This is a genomic window from Rhodococcus maanshanensis NBRC 100610, assembly GCF_001894865.1.
GTDB classification, from domain to species: Bacteria; Actinomycetota; Actinomycetes; order Mycobacteriales; family Mycobacteriaceae; genus Rhodococcus_G; species Rhodococcus_G maanshanensis.
The window spans coordinates 38,086-58,199 of the sequence record NZ_BCXA01000033.1 but is presented as its reverse complement, the minus strand read 5'-3'; the positions used below and the strand labels follow the sequence as shown (position 1 = coordinate 58,199).

Genomic DNA, 20,114 nt, shown 5'->3' with positions numbered 1-20,114 from the left:
TTATCGTGTTCGGAACATGCTGGACACACAACCGTCCAGATAGTCACTCAGCCACGTCGGCGGAGGCGGGGACACATCCCGATCACCGTCTGCCGCCGCAGCTGAATGGGCGCGCCGGCCCAGTGTTGCGTCGGCGCTTTGTATTGCCACGTGATGGCCATCAGCGTTGCTGGTCGTCTGTGCATCTGACGCACACGAAGGCTAGGTATGAAGCAATTTCCAGGCCACAGGTCTCACGGACCCCAGGGCCTCTATGACCCCGCGAACGAGCACGACGCCTGTGGTGTCGCGTTCGTCGTCGACATGCATGGTCGCCGCAGCCGCGACATCGTCGACAAGGCCATCACCGCGCTGGTGAACCTCGAACACCGTGGTGCTGCCGGTTCCGAGCCGAACACCGGCGACGGCGCGGGCATCATGCTGCAGGTCCCTGACTCGTTCCTGCGCGCGGTCGTCGACTTCGACCTGCCCGCCGAGGGCGCCTACGCGACCGGCATCGGGTTCCTCCCGCAGGCCGCCGCGGCCGCCGACGAGGCCGCCGCAGGCGTGGAGAAGATCGTCGCCGAAGAGGGCCTGACGGTCCTCGGCTGGCGCGAGGTCCCCACCGACGACTCCTCGCTCGGTGCGATGGCGCGCGAGGCGATGCCCACGTTCCGGCAGGTCTTCGTCGCCGCGGCCGACGCGTCGGTCACCGGCGTGGCCCTGGAGCGGCGCGCCTACGTGATCCGCAAGCGCGTCGAGCACGAGCTCGGCGACGGCGGAGCAGGCGAGGACGGCCCCGGCCGCGAGTCGGTGTACTTCCCGAGCCTGTCCGGCCAGACCTTCGTCTACAAGGGCATGCTCACCACGCCGCAGCTCAAGAGCTTCTACCTCGACCTCCAGGACGAGCGGATGGAGTCGGCGCTCGGCCTCGTGCACTCGCGCTTCTCCACCAACACCTTCCCGTCGTGGCCGCTGGCGCACCCGTTCCGGCGCGTCGCGCACAACGGTGAGATCAACACCGTCACCGGCAACGAGAACTGGATGCGCGCTCGCGAGTCGCTCATCGAGTCCGACGTGTTCGGCGAGGGTGCGATCGAGAAGATCTTCCCGATCTGCACCCCGGGCGCCAGCGACACCGCGCGCTTCGACGAGGTGCTCGAGATGCTGCACCTCGGTGGCCGCAGCCTCCCGCACGCCGTGCTGATGATGATCCCCGAGGCGTGGGAGCGGCACGAGAGCATGGACCCGGCCCGCCGGGCGTTCTACGAGTACCACTCCGCGCTGATGGAGCCGTGGGACGGACCCGCCTCGGTGTGCTTCACCGACGGCACCGTGATCGGCGCCGTGCTGGACCGCAACGGTCTGCGCCCGAGCCGCATCTGGGTGACCGACGACGGACTGGTCGTGATGGCCTCCGAGGTCGGCGTCCTCGACATCGACCCCTCGAAGGTGATCAAGAAGGTCCGCCTGCAGCCGGGCCGGATGTTCCTCGTCGACACCGCGCAGGGCCGGATCATCAGCGACGACGAGATCAAGTCGGAGCTGGCGGCCGAGCACCCCTACCAGGAGTGGCTCGACGCCGGGCTGGTCCACATGGCCGACCTGCCCGAGCGCGACCACGTGCACATGAACCACGAGCGGGTGCTGATCCGTCAGCAGATGTTCGGGTACACCAACGAGGAGCTGAACGTCCTCATCGCGCCGATGGCCAAGACCGGCGGTGAGGCGCTCGGTTCGATGGGCACCGACACCCCGATCGCGGTCCTGTCGGCTCGTCCGCGCCTGCTGTTCGACTACTTCTCGCAGCTGTTCGCGCAGGTGACCAACCCGCCGCTGGACGCGATCCGCGAAGAGGTCGTCACCAGCCTCGGCGGCAGCATGGGACCGGAGGGCGACCTGCTCAACCCGGGCCCGGCGTCCTGCCGCCTGCTCGCGCTGCCGCAGCCGATCCTCAATAACGATGACCTCGCCAAGCTGGTCCACGTCAACGACGACGGTGACTTCCCCGGCCTGCGTTCGGTTGTCGTGCCCGGCCTGTACCGGGTCGCCGACGGCGGCAAGGGCCTGCGCAAGGCGCTCGACGACATCCGCTTCCAGGTCTCGCAGGCGATCGCGGGCGGGGCCCGGATCATCGTGCTGTCCGACCGGAACTCGAACGAGACGTTCGCCCCGGTCCCGTCGCTGCTGCTGACCTCGGCCGTGCATCACCACCTGGTCCGCGAGCGCTCGCGCACCAAGGTCGGACTCGTCATCGAGACCGGTGACGCCCGCGAGGTGCACCACATGGCCACGCTCGTCGGCTTCGGTGCCGCGGCCATCAACCCGTACATGGCCTTCGAGACGATCGAGGACATGATCGAGGGCGGCGACCTCACCGGTATCACCTTCGAGGACGCGGTCAAGAACTACATCAAGGCCGCGGGCAAGGGCGTGCTGAAGGTGATGTCCAAGATGGGCATCTCCACGCTCGCCTCCTACACCGGCGCGCAGCTGTTCCAGGTGATCGGCCTGTCGCAGGAGCTGGTGGACGAGTACTTCACCGGTCTGAACTCGCACCTGGGCGGCATCGGCCTGGACGAGCTCGCCGCGGACATCTCGATCCGGCACGCGTCCGCGTACCTGAACCGTCCCGAGGAGCGCGCGCACCGCGAGCTCGAGGTGGGCGGCGAGTACCAGTGGCGCCGTGAGGGCGAATACCACCTGTTCAACCCGGACACGGTGTTCAAGCTCCAGCACGCCACCCGCACCGGCCAGTACGAGATCTTCAAGGAGTACACCAAGCTCGTCGACGACCAGTCGGAGCGCCTGGCCTCCCTTCGTGGCCTGTTCAAGTTCAAGAGCGGTGTGCGCCAGCCGATCTCGATCGACGAGGTGGAGCCCGCCTCCGAGATCGTCAAGCGCTTCTCGACCGGTGCGATGAGCTACGGCTCGATCTCCGCCGAGGCGCACGAGACGCTGGCCATCGCGATGAACCGTCTCGGCGGTCGCTCCAACTCGGGTGAGGGCGGAGAGCACCCCTCGCGCTTCGAGGTCGAGGCGAACGGCGACTGGCGCCGGTCCGCGATCAAGCAGGTCGCGTCCGGCCGGTTCGGCGTGACCGCGCACTACCTCAGCAACTGCACCGATATCCAGATCAAGATGGCGCAGGGTGCCAAGCCCGGCGAGGGCGGCCAGCTGCCGCCGCACAAGGTGTACCCGTGGGTCGCCGAGGTGCGCGGGTCCACCCCTGGCGTCGGCCTCATCTCGCCGCCGCCGCACCACGACATCTACTCGATCGAGGATCTCGCGCAGCTGATCCACGACCTGAAGAACGCGAACCCCGCGGCTCGCATCCACGTCAAGCTGGTCTCCGAGGTCGGTGTCGGCACGGTCGCGGCGGGTGTCTCGAAGGCGCACGCCGACGTGGTGCTGATCTCCGGTCACGACGGTGGCACCGGCGCCACCCCGCTGACCTCGGTCAAGCACGCGGGCGCGCCGTGGGAGCTCGGCCTCGCCGAGACCCAGCAGACGCTGCTGCTCAACGGTCTTCGCGACCGGATCGTGGTGCAGGTCGACGGTCAGCTCAAGACGGGCCGCGACGTGGTCATCGCCGCGCTGCTCGGCGGCGAGGAGTTCGGATTCGCCACCGCGCCGCTGGTGGTCTCCGGCTGCATCATGATGCGCGTGTGCCACCTCGACACCTGCCCCGTTGGCGTCGCGACCCAGAACCCGGTGCTGCGCAAGCGTTTCGCGGGCAAGCCCGAGTTCGTGGAGAACTTCTTCATGTTCATCGCGGAGGAGGTGCGTGAGCTGCTCGCCGAGCTCGGCTTCCGCACCGTCAACGAGGCTGTCGGCCAGGTCGACGCGCTGGACACCACCAAGGCCCTCGAGCACTGGAAGGCGTCCAAGCTGGACCTGTCGCCGATCCTGGCGAAGACCGAGTCGGGCTTCATGGACCAGGATCTGTACTGCACCGGTTCGCAGGATCACGGTCTCGAGAAGGCCCTCGACCAGCAGTTGATCGCACAGAGTCGTGCGGCCATCGACAGCGGTCAGCCGGTGAAGTTCGAGTCGAAGATCACCAACGTCAACCGGACGGTCGGCACCATGCTCGGCCACGAGGTGACCAAGGTGTACGGCGGTGCGGGCCTGCCCGAGGACACCATCGACATCACCTTCACCGGATCGGCGGGCAACAGCTTCGGCGCCTTCGTCCCGAAGGGCATGACGCTGCGGCTCTTCGGCGACGCCAACGACTTCGTCGGCAAGGGACTGTCGGGTGGACGCATCGTGGTGCGCCCGCCGCTGCAGGCCGCCGACGGGTTCGTCGCCGAGGAGAACATCATCGCGGGCAACGTGATCCTGTTCGGCGCCACCGGCGGCGAGGCCCTGATCCGCGGCATCGCGGGCGAGCGTTTCGCGGTCAGGAACTCCGGCGCGACGGCCGTGGTCGAGGGCGTGGGCGACCACGGCTGCGAGTACATGACCGGCGGACGGGTGGTCGTGCTCGGCGCGACCGGACGCAACTTCGGTGCCGGCATGTCCGGTGGCGTGGCGTTCGTCTACAACCCGGACAAGTCCTTCGAGAAGGATCTCAACACGGAACTGGTCGATCTCGAGGATCTCGAGCACGAGGACTTCGGCTGGCTGAAGGGTGCCATCGAACGGCACCGGGACGAGACCGGGTCCGAGGTTGCCGCCCGCATCCTCTCGGACTGGTCTCAGCAGGTGAATCACTTCGTGAAGGTGATGCCGCGCGATTACAAGAAGGTGCTCGTGGCGATCGACACCGCGAAGAAGAACGGAACTGACGTGGACGAGGCAATCATGGAGGCAGCTCGTGGGTGATCCAACCGGCTTCCTCAAGCACACCTCGCGCGAACTGCCGGTCCGGCGGCCGGTGCCGCTGCGGCTGATGGACTGGAAGGAGGTGTACGAGGACTTCGATTCGAAGACCCTCCGCACCCAGGCCAGCCGATGCATGGACTGCGGTATCCCGTTCTGCCACAACGGTTGCCCGCTCGGGAATCTGATCCCCGAGTGGAACGACCTGGTGCACAAGGATCGCTGGCGCGACAGCATCGACCGTCTGCACGCGACCAACAACTTCCCGGAGTTCACCGGTCGGTTGTGCCCGGCGCCCTGTGAGGCGTCCTGCGTGCTCGGCATCAACCAGGATGCGGTCACCATCAAGCAGGTCGAGGTCGAGATCATCGACCGCGCCTTCGACGAGGGCTGGGTCAAGCCGGTTCGGCCGTCCAGCCTGACCGGCAAGAAGATCGCGATCGTCGGCTCCGGGCCTGCCGGCCTGGCCGCCGCCCAGCAGCTGACCAGGGCCGGTCACACCGTGACCGTGTTCGAGCGTGCCGACCGCATCGGTGGTCTGCTGCGCTACGGCATCCCCGAGTTCAAGATGGAGAAGCGCCACATCGACCGGCGCCTGGTCCAGATGGAGTCCGAGGGCACCATCTTCCGCCCGGGAGTCAATGTCGGCGTGGACATCTCGGCCGAGCAGCTGCGTGCGGACTTCGACGCCGTCGTGCTGGCCGGTGGCGCCACCGAGGCTCGTGACCTCCCGATCCCCGGCCGCGAGCTGGACGGCATCCATCAGGCGATGGAGTTCCTGCCGATCGCCAACCGCGTGCAGCTCGGCGATGCGGATGCACCGTCGATCACCGCCGAGGGCAAGAAGGTCGTCATCATCGGCGGCGGTGACACCGGCGCGGACTGCCTCGGCACCTCGCTGCGCCAGGGCGCGGAGCTCGTGCACCAGTTCGAGATCATGCCGCGTCCGCCGGAGGCCCGCGCGGACTCCACCCCGTGGCCGACGTACCCGCTCATGTACCGGGTCTCCTCGGCGCACGAGGAGGGTGGCGAGCGGGTGTTCGCGGTCAACACCGAGCAGTTCACCGGCGCGGACGGCAAGGTCACCGGGCTCAAGGCCCACGAGGTCAAGATGGTCGGCGGCCGCTTCGAGAAGCAGGAGGGCACCGACTTCGAGCTCGAGGCCGACCTGGTGCTGCTGGCGATGGGCTTCGTCGGACCGGAGAAGCCGGGCCTGCTGACGGACCTGGGCGTCGACCTGAACGAGCGCGGCAACGTGACCCGTTCCGGCGAGTGGGCGACCAACGTGGACGGCGTGTTCGTGGCCGGTGACATGGGCCGCGGCCAGTCGCTCATCGTGTGGGCCATCGCGGAGGGTCGCGCCTGCGCGGCCGCCGTCGACAAGTTCCTCGAGGGCGAGACCTCGCTGCCCTCGCCGATCGTTCCCACGGCGGCACCGCAGCGATGATCACGGGCCGGTAACGGCCTGTAACCGAACGGCAACCCGCCGTCCCGACCACTCGGGGCGGCGGGTTTGCTGCGTAATGGGTGATTTCCGGCGCTGTCGGTCAGATGGACGAATGTTCAGAAAAGCGGGGACGTCTCGGTTTGGTGACGGTTAGGCTTCGGCCGATTCTGTGATGTGAGTCACGCCACTGCAAACCCACTCCGGTGGGCCGTTCAGGAGGTAACCGTGCTCTTGTCCATGACCCGTCGCCTCGCGACACCCCTCATAGCGGCCGGTGCCGCGATGACACTGATGCTCGGCGGTGCGGCCACCGCCGCCGCTCAGGAGACACCCCCGCCGCCCGCGTCGTCGGGCGACAAGACGGCCGACAACTTGCGCTGGAACCTCAGCCTGACCGCCGTGAACGGGACCGCGGTCAACCCCGCAACGCCGGGTGTCAACGTCGTCCACCCGGGCGACACCGTGACCTACACCGCCAAGATCTGGAAGACCGCGGGCATCGGCCGGTACATGACCGCGATCCGGCAGATCCAGCCCGCGGGCTTCCAGTACCTCTCGCACACGATCAGCAAGCAGTCGAACGTCACCAACGAGGGCGCCGCGGGCGTCAAGGCGACGTGCACCGGCGGCGGCTGCAACTCGGTGCCGATCCTGGGCACCAAGGGCTACCTGGACAACGTGAACTTCGACGTCACCTACCAGATCCCCACGACCCAGGCCTTCGGCGACTACAACGCCGGCTTCGTGTTCGACGTCTATGCGTTCAGCACGCAGTCGGGCGCCAACCCCGCGGGCGCGTGGGTACGTGTCGTCGACCCCGCCGTGAACACCACAACGGACCTGCAGGTCCCCGCGACCGCCAAGACCGGCACCCCGGTCGACCTCACCGCCAACGTCGGGCCCGCCAACGCGGTCGGCACCGTGCAGTTCAAGGACGGTGCCGCGAACATCGGCGGCCCCGTCGGCGTGGCCAACGGCAACGCGACGCTGTCGCACACCTTCGACTCGGTTGGCGCGCACAACATCTCCGCCGTGTTCACCGCCGGTCCCGGCTTCCACGACTCGACCTCCGGGGTGAAGACCGTCGACGTCACCGCCGACACCACCACCGCGATCCAGGTCCAGGCCACCGCGCTGGTCGGCGACGACGTCCAGGTCACCGCGACGGTCACCCCCGCGACCGCGGTCGGCACCGTGCAGTTCAAGGACGGCGCGACCAACGTCGGCGAACCGGTCCCCGTGGTCAACGGCACGGCCTCGATCACCCGCAAGTTCGACGAGGCGGGCACCCACAGCTTCGTCGGCGTCTTCACCGGCACCGCCGGCTACACCGACTCGGTGTCCCCGCCTGCCGAGCTGACCGTCAAGGACGCCGACTGGGGCACCACCACCACCGTGCTCGAGCCGGTCACCGCGGTCGTCGGTACCTCGGTGAACCTGTCGGCCACCGTGCACCCGATCCCGACCGGCGGCACCGTCAAGTTCCTGGTCAACGGCACGGAGGTGGGCACAGCACCGGTGGGCACCGGTGACGGCGTCGCCATCCTGCCGCACACCTTCGGCGCCGCGGGCACCGCCAACGTGGTCGCCGAGTTCACGGGGACCACCGGCTTCACCGGATCCACCTCGAGTGGCTTCACCGTCACCGTGAACGAGCCGGACACCCGTGAGGCCACCACCACGGCCCTCGCGGTCACCGGCAACGCGGCCGTCGGACAGGCCATGCAGTTCAAGGCGACTGTCGCGCCCGCGGGTGCCAACGGCACCGTGCAGTTCAAGGTCGGCACCACCCCGATCGGTGGCCCGGTGGCCGTCGTCAACGGCGTGGCCACGATGTCGCACACCTTCGCGGAGGAGGGCACCTTCGGCGTCACCGCCACCTTCGTCGGCGGCGCCGGGTTCAAGGACTCGGTGTCCGGGCCGTCCGTGGTGAACGTCGCGGCCGCAGGCACCCCCGGTGGCACGGGCAGCCTCGACACGGGATCACTGTCCAGCCTCTTCGGTAGCTAGCCGACCCACCCCACCACCGGCCCTGGGCGTGACGCGTGCACGCCCAGGGCCCGGGTGGGATCCAGACTTTCCCTATCTCAGGAGAATTCATGCAGAACAGAAGAATTCGGCGGATAGCGACCCCGATCACCGCGGCGGCCGTCGTCGGGATCACCGTGTTCGGTGGCATGCCCGCCCAGGCCGCCCCGATCACCACCAACTTCACGGCCGCCTGCCTCGCGACCCCGTCGGCCGTCGCCGGACCGACCGTGCAGGCGCAGCCGTCGTCGGTGACGATCGACGCCCCCACGACGGTGGATGCCGGTCAGGAGTACGAGGTCACCATCGCGCCCCCGCCGATCACCTACCCCAACTCGGTGTCGGGGGCGAGCGTGCAGAACGTCTCGCGGATCAAGATCGACGTCGACGTGCCGCAGAACGCGGAGTTCCTCGGTGCGGACATCGTCCCGGGAACCAGTTCCGGACTCAGTGGTGTCGCACCTAATGTCTTGCGGGTCAACGAGAACGGCACTGTCGACCCCAACGGGACGATCATTCGTCTCTCGGGCAACAACGCCGTCATCGGTAACGGTCCCAACTCCAGCAAGAACTCCGAGGGCGGCATCGTCGCACCCGCGGCGAGCGGCGCGAACACCACCTTCCAGCTGCCCAAGGTCAAGGCTCGACTGCGGGCCGGGGCCTCTGGCAACGTCCAGATCAAGCTGCGCACCGGCGGTGACGCGGGGAAGTGGGCCAACGACAAGAACTTCCTGACGTTCCTGCCGAAGGCGACGCTGATCATCACCGCATGGGCCCCGACCCAGTGCACCCCGCGTGACAGCGAGACCGCGCCCCTCAACGGGGGTGCGGGCCCGCTGGCGACGACCAGCATCACCGAGGCGGACAAGGCCACCACCACCACGCTCGCCGGCCCTGGCACCGCCAAGAACGGCACCCCGGTCACCCTGACCGCCAACGTCGCTCCCGCGGCAAACGGGGGCACGGTGCAGTTCAAGGACGGTGACGCCACGCTCGACGACCCGATCGCGGTGGCAGGCGGCAGCGCGGCCCTCACGACGACGTTCACCGCCGACGGCGACCACTCGATCACCGCGGTCTACTCCGGCGCACCCGGATTCGTGGGATCCACCTCCGCGGCCAAGATCGTCAAGGTCACCACCGACGCGCCGCCGGACACGGTGACCACCACCACGGTGGAGGCCCCGGCCGACGCCAAGGTCGGCCAGGACGTGAACCTCACGGCGCGGGTCACCCCCGCCGGCACCGGCGGAACGGTGAACTTCATCGTCGACGGTGGGGCCCCGGTGACCGGCATGGTCGGCACCGACGGCATCGCCGTCGCCCCGTACACCTTCACCACGACGGGCACCCATCGGGTGGTCGCGAAGTTCAGCGGTGCACAGGGTTTCGCGCCGTCGACCTCGCTCGCCTTCCCGGTGAGCGTCACCACGCCCGCGCCCGCGGACGTGGAGACCACCACCACCCTCGCGGCACCCGGCACCGTGGAGAAGAACGTCCCGGTGACGCTGAGGGCGACGGTCGACCCGGCCAACGCCAAGGGCAAGGTGCAGTTCAAGATCGGCACCTCGCTGATCGGTGGTCCGGTCGACGTGGTCGACGGGGTGGCGACGCTGCCCACCACGTTCCACAACTCCGGCACCTACAACGTCACGGCGGAGTTCACCGGTGACGCCGGGTTCACCAGTTCCGCCTCGGCTCCGCAGACGCTGACGGTGCCCGGCGCAACCGGTCCGGGGAACGGCGGCGGACTCGGCAGCCTGGAGAGCATCTTCGGCTCCTGATCGAGGCCGAGTGCCCGGGTGCGTCGTCGGCTCACGGCCGGCGGCGCACCCGCGCTCGCTACACCCCTGCGGTGAGCGCGACGGTCAGCGGAACGACCGTCAGGCAGCAGATCGCGGCCGCGAAGAGGGCGATCACCACGCCGCGCCGCCAGCGTCCGCGGGCACCGCTGGCGGCGGTCACGAACAGGATGAACCCGACGCAGACGGAGACGATCGTCAGGATCACGGGTGTGTCGACCATGGTTCGATTCTGCCCGCAGGCGGGCTCTCGCCCGCGGCCGCCCCGGAGGCGTCGCAGAGGGTGGGATCGGCGCGCGAGATCACCGGTGGTTGCGGTAGCGTCTCGTTAATCGTCTGTGCATCTTTTTGATACCTCCCGATGGCAGCATGTGCTGGCCAGGCCGGGAATCGGAAGGAAAGAGGGGGCTCGCACAATGCGCCTGAAGAAGTCCATCGCAGTGCTGTCCGCGTTTGCTGCTGCCACCGTGGGGACGGTGCTCTCCGGTACGGCCGCCCAGGCCGCTCCGGCGGCAGGCAATTGCCCGAGTATGTACGTGGTGGCCGTCCCGGGTACCTGGGAGACGTCAACGCAGCCGGACAAGCGTCCCGGCCCCGGCATGCTCGCCGCCGTGACGAATGCGCTTCCCGCGTCGAAGATCCGGGCCGACTACGTCACCTATGCGGCGACCGCGTTCCCGTGGGAGGCCGAGGTGTACGGGGCGTCGAAGAAGCAGGCCACCGATAACGCGCGGGGCATGCTCGAAGCGATGCAACGGGACTGCGCCAACACACGTTTCGGCATCATCGGCTACAGCCAGGGTGCGGACGCGGCAGGCGATCTGGCCGCGGAGATCGGCACCGGCACCAGCACCATCCGGCCCGAGAGGGTGGCGGCCGTCGGGCTGCTGTCCGACCCGCGCCGCGCGGACAGCGATGTGCTGATCGGCCCGGCCGTGCCGGGCATCGGCTCGGGCGGCCCGCGAATCGGCGGTTTCGGCTGGCTCAGCGATCGCACGGTGACCTTCTGCGCACCAGGGGACCTGTACTGCGCGACCGAGCGCACCGACTTCGTCACCAGGCTGGCCGGATTCCTCGCGCAGAACTCGGATCCCGGCTCCTCGGATTCGCCGCGCTACGGCGACGAGGCGACGATGATCTGGAACGACCTGCTCGGCGCGGGCGGCATCCCGACCCTGCAGAACCAGCTCACCGACGAGGCGAACAAGGGCCGCCGTAAGCAGCTCGAGCGGTTCTACGGGTCCGGCGCCCACCAGGATTACCAGGGCTACGCGGTCGACGCCGCCGGGAACACCCCGACCTCCTGGCTGGCCGGCTGGCTGCGCGACCGCGCCTGATCCCCGAGGGGTTGCTCCCCGTCACCGCCTCCGATCCCGCGATGAACCCGCTTCATCGCGTGATCGACCGGCCCCGGCGCCGGACTCACCGGTTTCTCTGGTCAAGGAGAGCAGGGTCCGGCACAATGCCTGCGACCGGCGGACAGCCGGTCGGGCGTGAGGGAGCAGCGGCATGCGATCGTCAAGTGAAGCGGCCTTGGGTGCGCGGGAGCTCGTTGTCGCGCTCGCGTCGGCGATGGAGACGCAGAGCGAGGAACTCGCGGCGCGGGTGATCGACCGGCTGACCTCGGAGATGGAGGAGGCCCGGGATCCGCTGATCGCCACCATGCAGGCCGCCGCCACGGTGGAGTCGCTGGCGTCGATCCGCCAGATCCTGCAGCACCGGATCGAGGCGGGGCGAACGGATGCACCGGCTGCGGCGTTCGAGCACGTGCGGCGACTCGCGCAACGCGGGGTCTCGCCCGCTGCGATGGAGCGGGCCAACCGCCTGTCCACCGACACCGTGATGCGGTGGTGCCTCGAGCAGATGGAACTGCTCACCGACGATGCCGCGGTGGTCGCGCAGGCGGCGGTGCTGATCATGACCGACACCGCCGGTTACGGCGACCGGGTGGCGCACCAGCTGGCGGCCGCCTACGAGGTCGAGCGTGAACAGTGGCTGCGTCGCAGCAGCGTCTCGCGGGAAGCCTGCATCGGAACGCTCCTGACGGGCCGGGTCACGGACCTGCCCGCCGCCGAACTGACCCTCGGATACCGGCTGTCCCAGCGCCATCTGGGCATGGTGCTGTCGACCGAGCACGCCGGATCCGGTGACGACGAGACGGGCTTCCTCGAGCGTTCGGTCGGCGCCCTCGCGAAAGGGCTCGGCTGCGCAGGGCCGCCACTGGTCCTGCCGCGCGCCGACAACGAGGCGTGGGCCTGGTTGTCCGTCGCGGCGTCGGTCGACCTCTCGGCGATCGAGCCGATCGTGGCCGGCTGGGAGCGCCCGGTCACGATCGCGTTCGGGGTGCCTGCCGAGGGGGTGGCCGGGTTCCGGCGCACCCACGAGCAGGCGATGTCGGCGCAGCTGGTGGCGAAGAACTCGGCGCGTCACGGTCCGCTCGTCGTCTCCAGCACGGAGGTCGGCGCGATCGCGCTGATGTGCGCGGACATGCCGGCCACCGTGAGATGGGTGCGCGACATCCTCGGATCGTTGGCCGTGGACGATGCCGCGAGCGAGCGGCTGCGCGAGACGATCCGCGTGTTCCTGGCCAACGGTGCCAGCTACACCGCGACCGCGGAACAGCTGACAATGCACAAGAACTCGGTGGTGTACCGGCTCCGCAAGGCCGAGGATCAGCTCGGGCACAAGCTCAGAGACGGCCGTCTCGACCTGGAGATCGCGCTGGCGCTGTGTCACTGGCTCGGCGCGGCCGTGCTCGAGGCGGCACCGGATTCGGCCGCCCCGAGCACCGGCGGCTAGCGGACCAGGCTCAGCGGTTCCCGCGTCGCCGACCTGATGAAGTAGGCGATCTCGTCGATCGCGCGCTGTGCCTCCGGCACCACGTCGGCGGCCGCCTGGAATACGTGCACCTGCTTGCGCCACACCTGGAGCTCGCAGGGCACGCCCGCCTCGGCGAGCCGGTCGGCCATCAGCTCCGAATCCGGCAGCAGCAGCTCGTGCGACCCGACCTGGATCAGCACCGGCGGCAGGCCCCGCAGGTCGCTGTCGACCGGGCACATCCGCAGCAGGTCGCGGACCGACCCCGACCGGCTGTCGGTGCGGCCGGAGATGCGGGCGAGCTCGCCGAGCGCATGGCTCGGGAGCATGGCGTCGCGGCCTGCGTTGCGGTGCTCGGTCTTGCGGGCCGGATCCATCTCGGTGAGGGGCGAGAGCGCCACGATGCCTGCCGGACCGGGCAGGCCCTGCTCGCGGAGGGCCAGCGGGATCATGAAGGACAGGTAGCCGCCCGCCGAGTCGCCCGCGATGACGATCTGATCGGGCCGGTAGCCCTTGGCCAGCAGCCAGCGGTAGCCGTTGACCCCGTCCTCGATCGCGTCGCCGATGCTGTGCGCCGGGAGCATCCGGTAGTCGACCATCAGGACCGGCGCCTGTGCGGCGGCCGAGATCCGCGAGACCAGGCGCTGGTGGGTGCCGATCCCGCAGAACATGAATCCGCCGCCGTGTAGGTAGAGGACGACGCGATCGCTCTCGGCGCCGTCCGCCTTGACCCACTGTGCGCTGCAGTTGTCGAGCAGGATCGTGTGGCTGCGGGTGCCCTCGATCGGGGGATGCATCACGGCGCTGATGTCGTCGAGGAACTTCATCGGCCAGGGCAGCGTCGACGCCTTCGCCCACATCGAGATGACCGGGCGGACCGTCATTCGCAGCGCGTGGGCCAGCATGCGCGACTGCATGCTGGTGCCGTGGATCTCCTGGCGATCAACCGTGGTCGGGAGGTGTCCCGGCTGCGGCGCGACGGCGCCGTCGACGAACCGGGCCTGCACCGGACCGAACTCGCGGTCGCCGGCACTGGCAAATTCCACAACTTCACTGCTGGTCACGTTGACATCCTTGGGGCTTCGCAGGGAACGCGATCGTCATCGGTGCGCGCGGCGTTGACGCCGCCTGCGCGGTCAAAATGTGATGGCGGTCACTGACATTTCAAGGACATTAGGGCGGATCGCCCGCCCTGCCACCGGGCGCACCGCACGAGAAATCCGACGGCTTCTGTACTGAGCGTCCAGTTTTTACGTACAAGCGTCCAGTTTGGGGTTCGGATAAGCCCGACGAGGGCGCCCGAGGGCAAGTAGCGTGACCGGAAAGGGCCGCACGGGGTGGCCGTGAGGGAGAGGGAGTCGATGTCGGATCTGAAGGTGGTGGCCACCATCGCCGCAAAGCCCGGTTCGGAGCGGATCGTGCGGGACGGCCTGTCCACCCTCGCCGCCGCCAGTCGTGGTGAGGACGGCTGCCTCGGCTACGAGCTGTACGAATCGTCTTCGGCCCCCGGCACTTTCGTCACGGTCGAGGTGTGGACCGGTCAGGAGGCACTGCAGGCGCACATGGCGACGCCGCACCTGCAGGCCGCGCTGGGCACGTTCGGTTCCCACCTGGCGGGTGCGCCGCAGATCCACCCGCTGACCCCGATCGAGGTCTGAGTCCGGGATCCGGTCGCTACGGGCGGTGCCGGATCAGCAGGTCCCGCACGTGGCCGGTCTCGTTCACCGAGGCCACCCGCGCATTGCCGTTGCGGGACACCAGGACACGGGTGATCGACGCATAGTCGATCGGGAAGGTGAGCGGCCGGTCGAGGCCGAGCAGGCCCTGCAGGTACACGTTGATGACGCCGCCGTGCGCGAACACGGCCACGGTGTCGTCGTGGGCGGCCCCGGCGATCACCCGGTCCAGGCCCTCGTGGACCCGGGACCGGAACTCCGGCTCGTCGACGAAGTCGGGGAGGTGCCCGGCCAGGATGCGGGCGTAGGCCTCCGGGGCGATCGTCTTCGCCTCGTGGATGGGCACGTAATGCGCTCGGCGGTGGTCGTACTCGGCGAGCCCGGCATCGGCGGCCACGGTCAGTCCGCGGGCTGCCGCGACCGGGGCCGCCGTCTCGAGGGCGCGTCGCTGCGGGCTGCTGACGATCGCGGAGATCGGGTAGGGGTCGAGGGCGCCGGGGAGCCGTCCGGCCTGCGCGTGACCCTCCGCGGTGAGGCCCGGGTCCGCACCGTCGGCGGACTCGGCCGCGAGGATTCGTTCGGGCAGCGCGTGACGGATCAGCAGCAGTTGCACCCGGTCAGACTGTCATGCTGGCGATCAGGGCAGCGACCGAGGCCGGACGGTCCGCCATCATGTTGTGCCGGGCGGGCCGCAGCGATTCGAACCCGGCGCCGAGCCGGTCGGCGAGCCGCCGCTGCGCGCGGACCCAGCGGCGCGACCGGCCGGAGTCGGCCGCCACCACGAGGGTCGGGGGCAGGGGGCCGAGGGGGCGGAGCTGCTCGAGCTCCACGCCGAGGTCCGGGTACGCCGCGTTCTCGATCAGGGCCGATCGCAGGTAGTCGGGGTCGGTGAAGGTCTGCCGGATCCAGTCGACCGCCGCCTCGTCGGGAGCGCCGTGGGTGGCCAGGCGCACCCATGGACCGGCCAGCCGCTGGAGCCCGCACGCGGAGGCGCCTCGAGCGAGGCCGGTCGAGACGCCGAGCCGCCACCGGCGGGGGAGTGCGACGGGGTGGCGCGCGGGGATGCTGGTGTCCAGCAGCACCAGGGCCGCGGCCCGGCCGGGGTGCGTCCGGGCGAACCCCTCGGCGTACCAGCCGCCCATCGAGTGGCCCACCACCGTCACGGGCGCGGGCACCCCGACCGCGTCGAGCACCGCACCGATCCGGTCGGCTTCCCCGCGGACCGTCGGCGGCTCGTCGGAGGCGGGGCTGAGCCCGAACCCGGGCCGGTCGAACCGCACCACCGTGCAGGCCCGGGCGAGCAGGGCCGCGACCGCGTCCCAGTCGAACCAGTTGCCCGCGAGGCCGCCGACGAGCACCACCGGCGGGCCGGACCCCTCCACCAGCATGTGCAGGGATCTGCCGCCGACCTCGACGAAGGTTCCCGGTGGTTTCACGTGGAACCCCGTCGGCCTTCCTGCGCGGCGATCAGTGCGGCGAACACGATCCAGCCGGTGACCGCGATCAGCTGCAGTCGCTGTGCGTAGCCGAGGAGCCAGACCTCGTCGCCCCGACCGTCCATGTCGACGGCGAAGAGGGTCCACACGGTGCCAACCGTGTAGAGGCCGACGACGCCCAGCCCGTACCAACGCAGCGGCCGCGGCCACCCGTAGCGGTAAGCGGCGAGGATGAAGGCGAACACCGACACGGCCGCGGCGGTCGCGGCGGCCGAGCTGGTGATGGCGTGGAGCGACCGGACGGCGTGCAGCAGGCCGGCCTCCTCGCGGCTCGCGCACTCGCTGCTGCCGTGGGCGGAGCAGGCCAGCGGCATCCGGGAGTCCAGGAAAGTGCTGACCGCGAACACCGCGAGGCCGACCCAGCCGATCGTGGTCAGCAGCCGGCGTGGCCGCAGCGCCAGGCCGAACCCCGCCGCGGTGGCGAGCACTATGCCGGTGAGCAGGTCCCCGGTGCGGAAGAGGAAGCCGTACGGCTGATCCAGCGCGGCGAGTTCACTGACGTAGGCCCGGCTCGGGTCGAGGCCGGTCGGCAGCACCCACTCCAGCATCCAGGACGAGTACAGCACCGCCCCGAGCGCCAGCAGTCCGATCAGGATCCGGCGGACCCACCGCTGGGTGTCGGGCGCGGTGTCGGTGTCGGTCACTGTCGCGGCTTGGCCAGGGGGAACGCCAGTGATTCCCGGATGCTGCCGCCGGTGATGAGCATGACGATCCGGTCCACGCCCATCCCGATCCCGCCGGTCGGCGGCATCGCGTGCTCGAGGGCCTGCAGGAAGTCCTCGTCCAGCTCCATCGCCTCCTCGTCACCGCCGGCCGCCAGCAGCGACTGCTCGGTGAGCCGCCGACGCTGGTCGACCGGATCGGTGAGCTCGCTGTAGGCGGTGCCGAGTTCGACGCCCCAGGCCACCAGGTCCCACTTCGCGGCGACGCCGGGGATGGTGGGGTGCGGCCGGGTCAGCGGCGACATCGAGGTGGGGAAGTTGGTGTAGAAGGTGGGGAACTCGGTCTGGTCCTCCACCAGGTGCTCGTACATCTCCTGTGCCACCGCGCCCGCGTCCCAGTCGGACTGGTGCGGGATCCCGTTCTCGTCGCACAGCCGCCGCAATTCCTCGATGGGGGTCTCGGGGGTCACCTCGACGCCCAGCTTCTCGGCGACCGCGCCGTGCATGGTCTTGACCGGCCAGTCGCCGGAGATGTCGACCTCGACCGGCACGCCGTCCGGTCCGGGGCGCAGGATGACCTCCCGGCCGTGTGCGGCCACCGCCGCGGCCTGGATCAACTCCCGGCACAGCACCATCATCCGCTCGTAGTCGCTGTGCGCCTCGTAGGCCTCCAGGATCGTGAACTCGGGGTTGTGCTTGAAGTCCACCCCCTCGTTGCGGAACACCCGGCCGATCTCGAAGACCCGCTCCATGCCGGCCACGCACAGCCGCTTGAGGTAGAGCTCCGGCGCGATGCGCAGGTACAGGTCCAGGTTGTAGGCGTTGATGTGGGTGAGGAACGGGGCCGCGTTCGCGCCGCCGTGCACCTGCTGCAGGATCGGCGTCTCGACCTCCAAGAAGGCGCGCGAGGTGAGCGAGTCCCGCAGCGACTTCACCACCACGCTGCGGGCGGTGAGCAGGTCCCTGGCCTCGGAATTGATGGCGAGGTCCAGGTAGCGCTGGCGCACCCGGGTCTCCGGGTCGGACAGGCCCTTCCACTTGTCCGGCAGCGGGTGCAGGCACTTGCCGTTCATCCGCCACTCGGCGGCGAGCACGGACAGTTCGCCCTTGCGGCTGCGTCCGATGGTGCCGCTCACCTCGATGAGGTCGCCGAGGTCGAAGTCCGCGGTGAACTCGTCGAGCCGGTCGCCGACGGTGGTTCGGTCGAACAGCACCTGCAGGTCGCCGGACCAGTCGCGGACCTCGGCGAATGCGACGCCGCCGTAGGCGCGGATCCGCATGAGCCGCCCGGCGATCCGTACCCGGGTGCCCTCCGGCGACGAGGCGGCCGCGGCGACGGTGTGGGTGGGCGGGTAGGCCACCGGATACGGGTCGATGCCGTCGGCGGCCATCCGGTCCAGCTTGTCCATCCGTACCCGGACCTGTTCCGGGCGACGGGGGCCGACGGTCTCGGTGGCGAGCGTGGCGACGTCGTCGGGCGCGCTGCCGTCGGAGTGCAGCAGCCCCGACGCCGCCACCGCCTGCGGCACCGCGACGTGGGTGCCGGTGTGCTTGCTGATGTCGCGGCGCCCGAAGCGCGGCAGCGTGACGAAGCCCTCCGCCACCGCGGACGCCATGCCGACCTTCGGCAGCACCCGACTGTCGGAGAAGCACAGGTAGCGCGGGGCCCAATCCGGTTGGTATTTCACGTTGGAGCGGTACAGCGCCTCGAGCTGCCACCACTTGGAGAAGAACACCAGGATCGATCGCCACACCCGCAGCACCGGTCCGGCGCCGATCCGGGCACCCTCCTCGAAGACCGACCGGAACACGGCGAAGTTCAGCGACACCTTGTTGACGCCGAACCGGTCCGCGCCGGTGGCGAGCTCGGTCACCATCAGCTCCACGACACCGTTGGGCGCCTTCGGGTTCCGGCGCATCAGGTCGAGCGACACCCCGGTCGGACCCCACGGCACCAGCGAGAGCATGCCGAGCACCTCGCCCTCGGCCGAGTCCTGCGCGCCCGGGTCCGTCTCGCCGATGGCCTCGACCAGCAGGCAGTCGCCGTCGGCGACGTCGCCGAGCCTGCCAAGGGCCATCGAGAAGCCGCGCTCGGTCTCGGTGTCGCGCCAGGCATCCGCCCTGGCGATCACCTGCGCCATCTCCTCGGGCGGGATGTCGCGATGGCGTCGCATCCGGACGGTGACGCCCTGCTTGCGAACCCGATTGACCGCCTGCCGGACCTGACGCATCTCGCGGCCGTTGAGATTGAACTCGCGGGTGTGCAGGATCGCCTCGTCACCGAGCTGGAGGACGGTAAGCCCGGCGCGCGCGTAGGCGGTGGCGCCGAGCTCGCTGGCCCCCATCACGGCCGGGGTCCACCCGTATTTGGAGGCCAGGTCCAGCCACGCGTCCACCGCGTGCGGCCAGGCCTCCTCGTCGCCGATCGGGTCGCCGCTGGCCAGGCAGACGCCGAGTTCGACCCGGTAGGTGACCGCCGCCTTGCCGCTCGGCGCGAAGATCACGGCCTTGTCGCGGCGGGTCGCGAAGTAGCCGAGCGAATCGTCGGCGCCCGAGCGGGCGAGCAGTCCGCGCAGCGCCGACTCGTCGTCCCCGGTCAGTGCGTTGTTCGAGCGCTGTGACCGGAACAGGGTGATCACCGCGGCCAGCAGTGCGAGGGCACCGAACAACCCGAGCAGGGTGTTCACGAAACCGTGTGTGCGCCCGTCGAACTGCTCATTGTCCAAGACCACGACGCCCGCGACCCGGTTGAGCGACCAGAGGAGCCGCTGATCCGACGGCAGGGTTCCCGGGAACACCTCGACCAGGGCCCAGCCGACCAGGGTGCCGATGGCGAGGCCGAGGAGCAGCACCCCGAGCGCCTTCCAGCCCGCGCCGCGCCGGACCCGCGTGTAGAACTCCTTGCGCGCGGCGATGAGCACGCCGATCACCGCGAGGTGGACGACGAGGGCCAGCGCCGCGTTCATGTCCTTGTCGGCGATCGCCTGGGCGAGATTCGCGACGGCGATGAGCACCAGGTAGATGGTGAGCAACCACCACGCGATGCGCTTGCGGCTGGCCAGGGCCGCCGCGAGCAGCGCCAGCACCAAAGCCCAGGAGATGCTGGTGTCCGGTGCGTCGAAGTAGTAGGTGTCGATGTACTCGCGCGGGCCCCGGAAGAGGTACCGCAGCACGGGGGAGATGCTCCACAGGAAGACCAGGGTCGCGTAGATGCCGATCACCACACCGGCGATGTGCGGCACCTCCCTGAGGCGCCCGGTGGTGGGTCTGCCCAGGCGCTTGGGTGTCGGATGAGCGGACTCGAGCGACGTTTCGGTCGTGGTGGTCGGCGTCATCTACCCAGTGTGAAGGGTTCTCCCGCGGTGTGGGGGATGATGAAC

General features: G+C 69.6%; 13 protein-coding genes. 7 read left to right on the top strand and 6 right to left on the bottom strand.

Translation table 11 applies throughout. The annotated features are described in order from the left end of the window. The first annotated feature begins 207 nt into the window (after window positions 1–207). From gltB to RM1_RS16945, 4 genes are all read left to right on the top strand, one after another. Window positions 208–4,809 (top strand): glutamate synthase large subunit, encoded by a 4,602-nt coding sequence (gltB, locus tag RM1_RS16960; RefSeq protein ID WP_072752912.1) that lies wholly within the window; start codon window positions 208–210, stop codon window positions 4,807–4,809. Then, window positions 4,802–6,253 carry a glutamate synthase subunit beta gene (locus RM1_RS16955; RefSeq protein WP_027502758.1) on the top strand — a complete coding sequence of 484 codons (1,452 nt, stop codon included), beginning with the start codon at window positions 4,802–4,804 and terminating at the stop codon, window positions 6,251–6,253. Before gltB ends, RM1_RS16955 begins: the two co-directional genes overlap by 8 nt. Window positions 6,254–6,478: 225 nt before the next feature. Continuing rightward, entirely contained in the window at window positions 6,479–8,263 is a 1,785-nt protein-coding gene (locus RM1_RS16950) for an Ig-like domain-containing protein (protein WP_245816405.1), read from the top strand. A gap of 89 nt (window positions 8,264–8,352) precedes the next feature. Beyond that, entirely contained in the window at window positions 8,353–10,065 is a 1,713-nt protein-coding gene (locus tag RM1_RS16945) for an Ig-like domain-containing protein (RefSeq protein ID WP_072752910.1), read from the top strand. 58 nt (window positions 10,066–10,123) lie between these two features. On the opposite strand, the gene RM1_RS16940 is transcribed toward RM1_RS16945, so the two are convergent. Further along, complete coding sequence (locus RM1_RS16940; RefSeq protein WP_072752909.1) at window positions 10,124–10,306, bottom strand: hypothetical protein; 183 nt, start codon at window positions 10,304–10,306, stop codon at window positions 10,124–10,126. 193 nt (window positions 10,307–10,499) lie between these two features. Between RM1_RS16940 and RM1_RS16935 the strand changes: the two genes are divergently transcribed. Both RM1_RS16935 and RM1_RS16930 read left to right on the top strand, forming a co-directional pair. Continuing rightward, entirely contained in the window at window positions 10,500–11,420 is a 921-nt protein-coding gene (locus RM1_RS16935) for a cutinase family protein (RefSeq protein ID WP_083576784.1), read from the top strand. A 172-nt stretch (window positions 11,421–11,592) separates the two neighbouring features. Continuing rightward, window positions 11,593–12,882, top strand: coding sequence for a PucR family transcriptional regulator (locus tag RM1_RS16930; protein WP_072752908.1), 1,290 nt, complete (start codon window positions 11,593–11,595; stop codon window positions 12,880–12,882). On the opposite strand, the gene RM1_RS16925 is transcribed toward RM1_RS16930, so the two are convergent. Further along, complete coding sequence (locus RM1_RS16925) at window positions 12,879–13,964, bottom strand: alpha/beta hydrolase (protein ID WP_343286939.1); 1,086 nt, start codon at window positions 13,962–13,964, stop codon at window positions 12,879–12,881. The genes RM1_RS16930 and RM1_RS16925 overlap by 4 nt on opposite strands. A 297-nt stretch (window positions 13,965–14,261) precedes the next feature. Here RM1_RS16925 and RM1_RS16920 point away from each other — a divergent pair, with 297 nt between their 5' ends. Next, a complete protein-coding gene (locus RM1_RS16920) occupies window positions 14,262–14,558 on the top strand; it encodes a putative quinol monooxygenase (protein ID WP_072752940.1) in 297 nt (98 codons plus the stop codon). A 16-nt stretch (window positions 14,559–14,574) separates the two neighbouring features. Here RM1_RS16920 and RM1_RS16915 read toward each other — a convergent pair whose 3' ends face one another. Genes RM1_RS16915 through lysX form a run of 4 tightly spaced genes read right to left on the bottom strand, consistent with a single transcriptional unit; the run spans window position 14,575 to window position 20,069 of the window. Next, on the bottom strand, window positions 14,575–15,189 hold the full coding sequence (locus tag RM1_RS16915; RefSeq protein ID WP_072752907.1) for a histidine phosphatase family protein: 615 nt from the start codon (window positions 15,187–15,189) through the stop codon (window positions 14,575–14,577). Window positions 15,190–15,193: 4 nt separating this feature from the next. After that, window positions 15,194–16,012, bottom strand: a complete 819-nt coding sequence (locus RM1_RS16910; protein WP_245816403.1) for an alpha/beta fold hydrolase — start codon at window positions 16,010–16,012, stop codon at window positions 15,194–15,196. Continuing rightward, window positions 16,009–16,716, bottom strand: a complete 708-nt coding sequence (locus RM1_RS16905; RefSeq protein ID WP_245816401.1) for a DUF998 domain-containing protein — start codon at window positions 16,714–16,716, stop codon at window positions 16,009–16,011. Before RM1_RS16905 ends, RM1_RS16910 begins: the two co-directional genes overlap by 4 nt. After that, complete coding sequence (gene lysX, locus RM1_RS16900; RefSeq protein WP_072752906.1) at window positions 16,713–20,069, bottom strand: bifunctional lysylphosphatidylglycerol synthetase/lysine--tRNA ligase LysX; 3,357 nt, start codon at window positions 20,067–20,069, stop codon at window positions 16,713–16,715. Before lysX ends, RM1_RS16905 begins: the two co-directional genes overlap by 4 nt. Window positions 20,070–20,114: the final 45 nt, after the last annotated feature.